The sequence below is a fragment of the Spirulina sp. CCY15215 genome (genome assembly GCF_016888125.1).
Lineage (GTDB): Bacteria > Cyanobacteriota > Cyanobacteriia > Cyanobacteriales > Spirulinaceae > CCY15215.
On the sequence record NZ_JACSWA010000270.1, the window covers coordinates 1 to 10738 of the forward strand.

Annotated in this window: 11 protein-coding genes and 1 tRNA gene; 5 read left to right on the top strand and 7 right to left on the bottom strand. The window is 43.5% G+C overall.

Translation table 11 applies throughout. The annotated features are described in order from the left end of the window. Positions 1-107: 107 nt before the first annotated feature. Positions 108-1145, bottom strand: coding sequence for a class II fructose-bisphosphatase (glpX, locus tag JUI58_RS02950; protein ID WP_204102253.1), 1038 nt, complete (start codon positions 1143-1145; stop codon positions 108-110). Between the two features lie 335 nt (positions 1146-1480). On the opposite strand from glpX, the gene cobT reads away from it, so the two are divergent. Continuing rightward, the gene (gene cobT, locus JUI58_RS02955; RefSeq protein ID WP_204102254.1) at positions 1481-2581 is read left to right on the top strand and encodes a nicotinate mononucleotide-dependent phosphoribosyltransferase CobT; all 1101 of its coding nucleotides are present in this window, start codon (positions 1481-1483) and stop codon (positions 2579-2581) included. A 1-nt stretch (position 2582) separates the two neighbouring features. Here cobT and JUI58_RS02960 read toward each other — a convergent pair whose 3' ends face one another. The 4 genes from JUI58_RS02960 to dapB form a co-directional block, all read right to left on the bottom strand. Continuing rightward, positions 2583-3128: a GNAT family N-acetyltransferase gene (locus JUI58_RS02960; protein ID WP_204102255.1), complete on the bottom strand. Its 546-nt coding sequence runs from the start codon at positions 3126-3128 to the stop codon at positions 2583-2585. Positions 3129-3182: 54 nt separating this feature from the next. After that, positions 3183-4025 carry a phosphate ABC transporter permease gene (locus JUI58_RS02965; protein ID WP_204102256.1) on the bottom strand — a complete coding sequence of 281 codons (843 nt, stop codon included), beginning with the start codon at positions 4023-4025 and terminating at the stop codon, positions 3183-3185. Positions 4026-4039: 14 nt separating this feature from the next. Beyond that, a complete protein-coding gene (locus JUI58_RS02970) occupies positions 4040-4228 on the bottom strand; it encodes a hypothetical protein (RefSeq protein ID WP_204102257.1) in 189 nt (62 codons plus the stop codon). A 99-nt stretch (positions 4229-4327) separates the two neighbouring features. Continuing rightward, on the bottom strand, positions 4328-5155 hold the full coding sequence (gene dapB / locus JUI58_RS02975) for a 4-hydroxy-tetrahydrodipicolinate reductase (RefSeq protein WP_204102258.1): 828 nt from the start codon (positions 5153-5155) through the stop codon (positions 4328-4330). A gap of 122 nt (positions 5156-5277) precedes the next feature. Here dapB and JUI58_RS02980 point away from each other — a divergent pair, with 122 nt between their 5' ends. After that, positions 5278-5499, top strand: a complete 222-nt coding sequence (locus JUI58_RS02980) for a DUF6575 domain-containing protein (protein WP_204102259.1) — start codon at positions 5278-5280, stop codon at positions 5497-5499. Here the strand turns inward: JUI58_RS02980 and JUI58_RS02985 are convergent. Then, positions 5461-6039, bottom strand: a complete 579-nt coding sequence (locus JUI58_RS02985) for a hypothetical protein (protein ID WP_204102260.1) — start codon at positions 6037-6039, stop codon at positions 5461-5463. The genes JUI58_RS02980 and JUI58_RS02985 overlap by 39 nt on opposite strands. Before the next feature lie 198 nt (positions 6040-6237). After that, positions 6238-9393, bottom strand: coding sequence for a hypothetical protein (locus tag JUI58_RS02990; protein ID WP_204102261.1), 3156 nt, complete (start codon positions 9391-9393; stop codon positions 6238-6240). A 125-nt stretch (positions 9394-9518) separates the two neighbouring features. Between JUI58_RS02990 and pyrR the strand changes: the two genes are divergently transcribed. The 3 genes from pyrR (at position 9519) to JUI58_RS03005 (ending at position 10640) form a co-directional block, all read left to right on the top strand. Continuing rightward, positions 9519-10058 (top strand): bifunctional pyr operon transcriptional regulator/uracil phosphoribosyltransferase PyrR, encoded by a 540-nt coding sequence (pyrR, locus tag JUI58_RS02995; protein ID WP_204102262.1) that lies wholly within the window; start codon positions 9519-9521, stop codon positions 10056-10058. A 24-nt stretch (positions 10059-10082) separates the two neighbouring features. Further along, positions 10083-10496: a hypothetical protein gene (locus tag JUI58_RS03000; protein WP_204102263.1), complete on the top strand. Its 414-nt coding sequence runs from the start codon at positions 10083-10085 to the stop codon at positions 10494-10496. A gap of 72 nt (positions 10497-10568) precedes the next feature. Then, positions 10569-10640, top strand: a tRNA-Lys gene (locus JUI58_RS03005). The last annotated feature ends 98 nt before the right edge of the window (positions 10641-10738 follow it).

Here is a 10738-nt window from a genome sequence, read left to right on the forward strand (position 1 = left end):
CTAAATAACGTAGCGATTTCTCGCTGAGTCTGGTCAGGTTAGGGCTTTTTCAAGCTCCCGCTAGAGTCCGGAGGACTTAGCGGTGAGTTCCTGACTACTCGATAAATCTAGTGTAGTTCCAGATATTTAGGGCGATCGAACATATGGATCGTATCCACAAAACGAGCGGTTTTCGATTGGCTGGAAATAACCAAACTCTGGGTGCGTGCGCCTTTAGAGAAGAAACGCACCCCATTCATCAGGGTTCCGGGGGTGATACCGCAGGCAGCAAAGAGAACGGTTTCGCCTTTGGCTAATTCTTCCGCATTATAAACTTTATCGGGGTTAGTAATGCCCATTGACTCCAAACGAGCCAGATTGCTTTCCTTACTTTCTCCAATTAACCCCGTTTTCACCACTGCGGGATCGTAGATCAACTGACCTTGGAAATGACCCCCCAAACAGCGCATTGCTGCTGCGGAAATCACCCCTTCAGGTGCTGCACCGATACCCATCAGCGCATGAATATTCGAGCCAGCAAAGGCGCAGGAAATCGCCGCAGATACATCTCCATCGCTGATCAAACGTACTCGCGCTCCTGCATTGCGGATTTCTTGGATCAAGTCTTTGTGACGAGAACGATCCATGACCACTACAACCAATTCTTCGATGGATCGCTCTAAACAGTCTGCTAGAATTTGCAGGTTTTCCGTAGCACTTTTGTTAATATCAACATGGTTTTTAGCGGCAGGAGGTGCAGCAATTTTCTTCATGTAGAAGTCAGGTGCAGCAAAGAGTCCGCCCTTTTCGGAAATGGCGAGAACTGCCATTGAGCCGTTTTGTCCGTAAGCAACCAAGTTCGTTCCTTCGCAAGGATCGACAGCGATATCAATTTCCACCAATTCATCGGGGTTGCAATAGTCTTTAGCATCTTCGCGGGTACAAATGCCCACTTCTTCCCCAATGTAGAGCATGGGAGCATCATCCCGTTCCCCTTCCCCAATCACGATGCGCCCGCGCATATGAATTTGGTTCATACGTTCGCGCATGGCTTCAACGGCAACTTCATCGGCGATATCTTTTTCGCCTTTACCCATCCATTTAGCCGAGGCGATCGCCGCTTGTTCGACTACTTCAATAATTTCTAATCCCAGCGTACTTTCCACGGAGCTATCCTCTTTTGTTAAATTTCTGATTGGTTCTCGGGCGCAGTGCCTTCATCCCAAGGAAAAGTCTATCAGAATCGGTACCCCGCAAACAGTAAAGCATCATTAGGGAACTATTTTTCGCTGGTAAGTTTGCTATGGGGGTGAGCGATCGCTTCTAAATCTCTTAATTTCCTGTTTTAAAGTGTTTGTACGCGAACTTACTAATGTAAGATTATTTTAAACAAGAAGAAGCGCGATCGCTTCCTTCATTTTGAGACAATCAAGAACAAGTGTTTTAGATAAGGCAATGGTAACATTGACCCCAACACCTGAATCCTTACCCAGAAACAAACTTGATAAAAATTTATACGCAACAGAAACAAGGAGAAAACTGGCTCGAGCAATATCGCGGAAAATTGCCTCATTTTGCTTGTGTTTTAGGCTTTACAGAAACTGGATTAATTGAAGGCATTTCTGCTGCGGGGGCAACTCCAGAAGACCGAAAATATACTGCGATCGCCGATGCTGAGTTTCTTGTAAATGGGGTTAAACCCAATCCTCAATATCCTCTCCCTCCTCTTCATATTGGTGCTTCTCCTGTCCTCATTTCTCGGGCGGTAATAGAAGCACTAAATATCCCTATTTGGCTGTTTGATGCGGGTTTACCTCAACCTCCAGCCGTTTCCGCGATCGCCCTAGGAGGACAACCTGCAAAGTGTGTTTCTACGGGAAAAGCCCTCCTTTTCTCCACGGTGAAAAATTTGCTCGATCGCGGTTTATTTTGGGGAGAAAAACTAGCAAGACAATTGCAAGATAGTTATTTAATTATTGGAGAATGCGTCGTCGGAGGGACGACAACGGCTTTAAGTATTCTGACAGGATTGGGTATTGAAGCACAAGGAAAAGTGAATAGTTCCCATATCAGTTGCAATCACTCACAAAAATGGGCGATCGTACAACAAGGATTAAAGCAAATCTTTGACAAAAGCGATCCTCTTCAATTGGTGGCTGCGGTGGGAGATCCCATGCAAATCGCCGTTGCAGGAATGGCGATCGCGGCTAGTCGTCATTGTGGGGTTTTATTGGCCGGGGGGACACAAATGTTAGCTGTTTATGCACTATTGGAGGCGATCGCCAGAACCTATTCTCTGCCTTGTTACCGCGATCGCATTGTTGTGGGAACCACGCGATGGGTTGCAGAAGATACAACGGGGGACACGGTGGGCTTGGCTGAAGCAATGGGAAATGTCCCTCTCTTTGCGACGCAATTAAGTTTTGCTGATTCTCGTTTTGAGAATTTTCGCGCTTACGAGAGAGGTTATGTGAAAGAAGGAGTGGGGGCGGGAGGATGCGCGATCGCGGCACATTTGGCGGATAATTGGACGAACGATCGCCTCGTAGAAGAAATTGACGCGATCGCACTGTCTTTGGCAAAAAAGGCGATCGTGCAATAATTTATCCCAGGGAAGACGGAGAATGATAACCCATGATGACTCTTTTATCTTGTTGCAAACCTTGCTGGTTTTCTCGGGTCACAATTTCTTGTAATTCAATACTGCACTCGGAGAAGGATATCTCCTGAAATCCTAATTTTTGATAAAAGGGCGCATTCCAAGGAATATCCCGAAAAGTCGTTAAAGTAATGGCAGAAATTCTCATTTCTGTTAAGCGATCGCAAACTGCTTTCACTAATGCACTCCCGATCCCCTGTTTTTGAGATTGAGGATGAACATCTAACTCTTCTAAATGCCAACAGTCTCCCAGTTTTTCCACATAAGCAAAACCGATCGGCCTATTATGGCGATCGTCAGCAACCCAAAGCATATTTTCTTGTTGTGCTTGTTTTAATTTTGCGATCGGGACAGGGCGATCGAGAAGTTCTTGGGGAAATTGTAAGATTTCTAAATAATTGGAGAAAGTCCGCGCAGCAGATTGTTCAATTTTGGGCAAATGCTCTAAATCTTGAGATCGTGCTAGACGAATTGTATAATTTTCTGGCATATTCTCAGAGCCAAATATTGTTTTTATTAATAACAATAAACGCGACAAACCGATTCAATAATCTTCGTCTTTGCGACTTGTCGCCCTTTCCCTGCGTCGATCTTCTCGTTGTCTGCGTCGTCGCAATTCTGCATAGTCGCGATCGCTTTTCCGACTCTCCTCAGATGACCGACGACTGGGGGAAGGACGGCGAGAGGGTCGTTTTTTCTGAGATGATGGAGATGATGTTGTAGTGCGAGAACTTTTCTTCCCGTAGCGATCGCGCAGATCCTCCCGCATAGCCAGAAAAAAGTCCCGACGCAAGCAAGGATAAGCCCCAACCCAAAGGTCTTGACTGGGAATATAAACATCGCTAACCTCTCGAATACTTTCCAGATCGGGATCGTTGGACATCACTAAACATTCTACCGGTTGTCCCCGGGCGATCGCCTTATGAATGCGTTGCAGAGGAGCCTTAATAATCGTTCTAAATCCTTCTTTATCACCAATTTCTACATTAATACGGCGTTCGCGATTTTCGACAATGACCAAATCTCCCAAACGGTTAAAACTTTCCGCCTCATCGATGATATCCTCCGTAATAAAAGTATCTAACACACGCCCTCGCCAAAAGCCACTATAGCGCCATTTCCGATAGGAAGCATTTTTGATACTCGCCCAATAGACAGGAGACCACAACCAATAAAACCCAAAAACAATCCCCAAAATAAACTTAAATCCTTGAGCAACTCCCCCAAAAAGAATATCTAAGACGAAAAGGACAATTACACCCACAAAAGATATTAATAGTCGTCGCAAAACATCCCTCACGGTGCCCCAAACCGCAGCATATTGCGATCCCGTGGCGATCGAGGGGACTAACTGTTCAAATTTCTCGCGGGTGATAGGAATCAGCATGGGGAAAATAAGATTTATAAGACTGATGTATTAACGGGAAAGATTGTATTAACGGGCAAGATTGTATTAACGGGCAAGATTGTATTAGCGGGAAAGATTGTATTAGCGGGAAAGATTGTATTAACGGGAAAGATTGTATTAGCGGGAAAGATTGTATTAACGGGAAAGATTGTATTAGCGGGAAAGATTGTATTAGCGGGCAAGATGCCCGCACTACTATAAAGATAGAATACGCGAGTGGGAGCGTCTCGTTTCCTAACTGCGTCAATCCTAATTTACTGAATTAAACTTTGCGATACCAACTAAAGAATTTTTTCTAACCCATAGACTAAGGATTTTAATTCAGTGACCTTACGAATGGCGAGGAGAACCCCTGGCATAAAGGAAGCGCGATCGCTGGTATCGTGGCGCAAGGTGTAAATTTGACCAGGAGAACCAAACAGAACCTCTTGATGGGCGATAAGTCCTGGGAGACGCACGCTGTGAATGCGGATATTTTCATCACCAACGCTTCCTCTCGCCCCCGCTAAGTGTTCTGTTTCTGCTACGGAGGGGGGATTATAGGTTTTTCCTAATTCTGCCAGCATTTGCGCGGTTTTAATCGCCGTCCCGCTTGGTGCATCGGCTTTTTGGTTGTGGTGCAGTTCGATAATTTCGACATGATCGAAATATTTCGCAGCTTGGAGTGCGGCCTGCTGCATTAAAATCACGCCAATGGAGAAATTAGGCACAATTAAGACACCCGTTGTCGCTTTTTCGGCAAATTCCGCCAACTCTTTGATTTGTTCTGGAGTTAGCCCCGTGGTTCCCACTACCGGACGCACCCCATAGGCGATCGCGCTACGGACATTATCGTAAACGCCGTCGGGGTGGGTAAAGTCCACCATTACCCCCTGAATTTCTTCCTGGGTCGCCACCACTAAAATACTTTGTAAATCATTCAGAATAGGAACTTCCAGTTCACCGCACCCCGCAACGACTCCCGCATCTTGTCCTAATAGGTTGGGGTTGAGGTCCACTGCACCCACCAAGACCATCCCCTCGGCTTGAGCAACGGCTTTAACCGCCTCTCGACCCATTTTACCCCCCGCACCGTTGACAACGACGGGAATTGCTGCTTCGTTAACCATTCTTTTCCTCTCGCTAGTTCAAGCCAAATCTTATTTTACAACTCCCAAGTCACGTTGGCGATCGCTGTAGTATATTTTCTTGTGGAAGTCTTTAAAGTTATTGAGAATGAGGAGAAAGAACAATGAATTTTCTGTTAGACCGTAAAAGTTTAGAAGAACTTGAAACAATCGCAGAATATGAATACTTTAATCGTCCTTTACTATTTTCTTGTCATAATTCAGCCGGGGAGATTTTCTTGGCAACGTGGGTCAAAGAAAGTGATGATTTTGAATTATACTACTGTATCTCGGTGTCCAAAAAGAAATTAGACGCAATTGAAATCACCCCGAAGAGAAGCAAATAATCCCAAAACTTTATTCCAGAGAGAATCTTCTTTAACTCCTGCACCAGCATTAACGGCGATCGCAGCTTCTCCCGTCGAAATTCGTATTTTCTTTTCTGTTGAAAACCAGTCCCAAATTTCTTGTAAGATTTTTTCAGATGGCTTCTTTCTAGCCTCACCTTTTTCAAAAGCCATCTTGGTGTTTTCAGTAACCTCGACCATCATTAGCAACAGTACATCTAAGGGATTAAAATTACTTGGATCGAGATTGGTAATAACACTGAAGCGAATAACAGAAAACTGATTTTCTACTTCTTTAATTAATCTTGTGAGTTCCGTAGACTTGCCAACTCCAGGATGTCCCATTAAGCAACCTTTAAAGAAAATACGCTGCTTGTAAGCTCGTTCCAAACCCAGTTTTAAGCGTCCGATTTTATCTCCTCCTCGGACTTTATTTAGTGTTTCAATGTAAAACGCATCAATCTCTTCCTGAGTTTCTAAAGGTTCGGGCTTGAGAGTGAGATAAATTTCGTCTAGAGAGGTGGCACGAGTTGTTTGCATATCAGGACATTCTCGGAAGATTCACGTACAAATACTATACAGCAAACTCGGTAAGTTGAGCCATAAGCCAACGTGCAATAGCATCGTCACCTCAATTATCATGTATCGTAGTGGGAGCGTCTCGCTCCCTAGCTTCCTAAATTATGAGAGGAATCGCGCACCAAAAAGGCTAAAGATACAAGGGTGAATTAATAAGTTTTAGCTTCTTCGTATCGTTACTTCTTTGATTTGCAATGGTGACGCAATATCTGGATGAGTTTTACGAATTTGTAGTAAGGTTTGAATCGCATTTGCTTTATCGCCGATCGCCACGGTTAGAGATTGACGAGTGAGAATTTCTGCAACAATTTCTGAGGCGATTTTGCTCTTTTTTGCTTCTTCTTGCAGGAAGTTAAAGATGCGCTGTTTGGCAATTCTACCGCGATTCACGCCGGATAAAACAGTGATAAAATAAGGTTTGAGTTGGGCAAGGCGATCGCAATTTCCGGCGGCATAATCCTGTAAATAATTAGTGGCAAACACCTGCATATCGGTGCTGGGATGTTCGCTAAATTTTATTAAATATTCTTGTCCGTTGTCGGCTTGGAAATAGCGGGTTACTAAGTCTCGTCCGAAGCGTCGCACGTCTTCTTTAATACTATCACAAGCGGTAATAATAACTTCTGGCGACCAATATTCTCGGGGTAAATCTTGAAATACCTGGAAGGCAAATTCTCGCGAATCTTCCCATTTTGCCTCTAATAGGCGCACGGCTGCCAGCATTTCTTCTGTATTCCCATTAATCATTATTAAACGTTGAGGAAACATTTTTCGTGCTGCTTCTCGCACCGTTAAGATTTCGTGATTTGCAAGTTTAACTAACTCTTTTGTGGTAAAATTGGGGAAGAATTGATCGCAATTTTCTTGTAGGACTAATCCTGCCAATTCTTTAGCACTGGGAGATTTTGCTCGTAGCAATTGTAAGGCTTCCTCTTTGGTAATTTCTGGCATCCAATTCGGGATATATTCACGCAGTAATGTTACCAAGTCTTTATGAACACCTTCGTGTCGTTGGGGTTCGACTAATAAATCGATAATATCGATGGCAAATTCAAGACCAAATTGGCGATCGCGATCGCTTAAACGACGAATTACTGGGCGAATAGAGATACGAAGATCGGGACTAGAACTTACTGCCATTGCCAATAATAGCAGGCGATCGTTCATTAATGTTTCATCGGGTAATTGGGCAAAAATTTGTATCCCAATACCCCTTACAGATGCGTAAGGAGAAACTAAAAGAGACTCGATCAAATCTGTTGGAAGTTCGCTGGCGGGAGTTTGATGATTGAACAAAATTCTGCTGCCGATCGCCTGCACTTCTTCCATTGGATGTTGCAGTAAATCGAGAATGATCGGTAGTCCAATTGTTCTGAGTGGTAAGGAAAATGTTATTAACAAAGTTTCGCCAATTTCTCGAACTAAATTCCCATCAGTTGTTTCGCGATCGCCCGCTAATAAAAATGCAATAATTTGACCAACTAATACTTGAACCGTTTCAGGATTTAAAATTGTAGAACTCAGCAAACGACGAATAAAAGCGCGGGTTTCAGGGTAAAAACTGGTTATTAATCCCATCACAAATTGACCCGATCGCAGGAAAATATCTTTCTGTTGTTCGATCCATTGATATGCTTGCGATCGCGCTTCTGGTAATATACAATTAGCAAGGGCAAGAACGAGATCGAGTTGAGGATTACTTTCATTATAGCGATCGCTGGTTAATTCAAAGGCAAATTGTACGGTTTCTGGATAAGATTGTTTTAAAAGTTGAATCAGATTCTCCTCCGTCAATTGTTGCCAATAATCCCGACAATCTCGTATCTCTTTGATGGCAAATTGATGAACAGGATGACAATAACTTTCAAGTAATAACTTTAACAGCGCATCGGGGTGCTGTCGCCAAAGTTGAGGGAATGCTTCTTCGCGAATATTAGGAAGAAATGAACCCGCTTCATATCCTTCTCTCAGTTGCCATGCTTTAAAGTGAGAAATATAGCGAGGGCTATTTTCGTAGAGAAGATGATTGAAAACTTGTAAATGAGCAAATTGATCCCAATAAGTGGTAATGGAATCGTATCGGTGAGTTGCGGAATTATAACGTTTAGAAGTTTGGTTTTGAGGATAAGTCCCGTCTGCATCAGAATATTGTAAAAGAGTCTGGGTTGCAAGGTCAATATAAGCGCGATCGCCTTCTTCTCCTAACGCTTTCAAAGTCCGCCAAACTCGCCGCCGCAAATAGTCCCGCGTTTGTTTACTATAAGCACGAGTAGAGCGATCATTTTTCAATTCTTGTTCGTAATAACGATTTCCTGTGGGGCGATATCGGCGTTTTACGGGATCCCATGTCAATTTCTGAAGATTACTAAATCTGGTTGATTCAGTATCAAACCGATGTGCTAAAATTCCGAAAACTTCCCCATCTTGACGATATTCTGCCATTTTAAAAATATGGCGCAAGGGTTTAAAATAATTAGGACGCAAGGGGGCTGTTTTAAGGGTTGCTAATAAGGCAGGACGGACGGTATTATTATTAATTTGATAGATTGCATCTAACACTGCAAAACGTCGATAATCGCTACTATCTAGATAGGTGTGAAGCGATCGCGCAAACCTATCCGAATTGTTATTTTCTGCGACTCCTCTCAACTCTTCTGGAAGTTCCCCTAATTTCACTCTTCGCATTTCCTCTCTTTCTCTTTCATCAGAGAGTTTAAACAGTGCTTCCCAGGCAATGCGTCGTACAAAATCTGCGGTAGAAGCAGAATTGAGCAATTTTTTCACTTCCGCGATCGCGATCGCATTTCCGCACCATCCCAACGACCAAACAATACTATAGTCCCTTAATTCCGTATCCGTACCTAAAAGAGAAATGAGATCGGGGACAGCCTCTGCTATTTTCAACTCTCCCGCCCGCCAAATCACTCGATCTAATGGCCATTTTTCATCATCTCTAGCAGCTAAACGGTTGAGAATAGCTTGATGGCGGGGATCGTCACTGCTGGAGGACGGCGATCGCCTTGGAGCCGCCTCGGGCTGAGGGGACGGGGTACTATATTCGATATTAGTTTCCTCACTCACATCGCGATAACCACTTGCTAGTTTAGAGGAGATGAGTTGATTGAAAATGCCCTCCGCTTGTTGTAAAGTAACAGGAGCAACAGTTTTTGAGCCTTCCTTGAGTTGTTTTCCCCGTCGTCCGTATCGGAAGTTGACCAGATAGCGATCGCCGTCCATTCGACAAAGATCGACTTGATAAATTTTATCCGATCGCCCTGCCTGATACAGTAGAGTTTTGCGATTGACCCGTTCCATATTCGTTGTTTTGTATTAATCTCACAATACTGTTATACTATAGCATAGATTGAGTTGGCCAAGATAGTGAATTTTTGTGGCAATTTTGTCTACAGTAGACTTATAACCACGATAAACAACGCCGTATGTCAGTCGCGATCGTTGAAATTCTTTCCCCCGACGAAATGCGTCGCACCATTACCCGTCTTGCTTCTGAAATTGTCGAAAGAGTAAGCGATCTTTCTAATACTATTCTTTTAGGCATTTATACGCGAGGAGTTCCTCTCGCAGAAATATTAGCAAATCAAATCGAAATGTTAGAGGGAATTAAAATTCCTGTCGGTGCCTTAGATATTACCTTTTATCGGGACGATCTCAATCGCGTCGGAATGCGGACTCCTGCTAAAACAAAGATTCCTTTCGATTTAACCGGAAAAAATATTGTTTTGGTGGATGATGTAATTTACAAAGGACGAACCATCAGAGCCGCATTTAGTGCAATTCCCGAATATGGTAGAACAGAGAGTATTTATTTAGCAGTGTTAGTCGATCGCGGACATCGACAACTTCCCATTCATCCAGATTTTACGGGCAAATATTTACCCACATCTTCGGAAGAAAAAGTAAAAGTTTATCTGCAAGATGTGGATGGGAGAGATTCTGTAGAGTTAATCCGTACTCATTAAAAGATAATTATTCAACTCCAATCAATGCAAACCACAGAAATTCAATCCCTCAGTCATTCTTTACGACAAATAGATCGCAAACTCCTCAGTCACGACCTTATTGCGGGAATAGAGCGGGTATGGTATCAGGGAGGAGAACCATATTTCGATCTCTTTGTAGACCTGCGAGAAGATGAAATTGAATGGTTTCAGTTGACTTTGAGGGGGCGATCGATTTCTTGGCACCGTCAGGATAAGTGCTGGAAAACAGGCAATACCAATGAATTCCGCAACGATGATATTACCTTTTATGCCGCGAGTAAAATTGTTGAGAGCGATCGCACCCCCGATCGAGAATTTTTTGACTTAGCCAGGGCGATCGTGCAGAATCGGGCAGGGGAAGCCCTTTTTGATAGGCTTTCCGACCTTTTTTACACAACCCAAGCTCCAGTATCTTAGAAAATTTGCTCCTAGCTCTTCCCTTTTAGAAAATTTTTTGCTATCCTAGGTATTCGTGTGCAAAACGCACCTGGGTTGCTAGCTCAATGGTAGAGTATTCGGCTTTTAACCGACTGGTTCTGGGTTCGAGCCCCAGGCAACCCATTTGATAGTTGATAGTTGATAGTTGATAGTTGATAGTTGATAGTTGATAGTTGATAGTTGATAGTTGATAGTTGATAGTTGATAGTTGATAGTTGATA

What these genes read in the sequence shown, in the direction of transcription:
- pyrR (WP_204102262.1), top strand. Translation starts at nt 9,519, where the DNA reads ATGTCAGTCGCGATCGTTGAAATTCTTTCCCCCGACGAAATGCGTCGC.
- JUI58_RS02960 (WP_204102255.1), bottom strand. Translation starts at nt 3,128, where the DNA reads ATGCCAGAAAATTATACAATTCGTCTAGCACGATCTCAAGATTTAGAG.
- JUI58_RS02985 (WP_204102260.1), bottom strand. Translation starts at nt 6,039, where the DNA reads ATGCAAACAACTCGTGCCACCTCTCTAGACGAAATTTATCTCACTCTC.
- JUI58_RS03000 (WP_204102263.1), top strand. Translation starts at nt 10,083, where the DNA reads ATGCAAACCACAGAAATTCAATCCCTCAGTCATTCTTTACGACAAATA.
- JUI58_RS02965 (WP_204102256.1), bottom strand. Translation starts at nt 4,025, where the DNA reads ATGCTGATTCCTATCACCCGCGAGAAATTTGAACAGTTAGTCCCCTCG.
- JUI58_RS02990 (WP_204102261.1), bottom strand. Translation starts at nt 9,393, where the DNA reads ATGGAACGGGTCAATCGCAAAACTCTACTGTATCAGGCAGGGCGATCG.
- JUI58_RS02980 (WP_204102259.1), top strand. Translation starts at nt 5,278, where the DNA reads ATGAATTTTCTGTTAGACCGTAAAAGTTTAGAAGAACTTGAAACAATC.
- dapB (WP_204102258.1), bottom strand. Translation starts at nt 5,155, where the DNA reads ATGGTTAACGAAGCAGCAATTCCCGTCGTTGTCAACGGTGCGGGGGGT.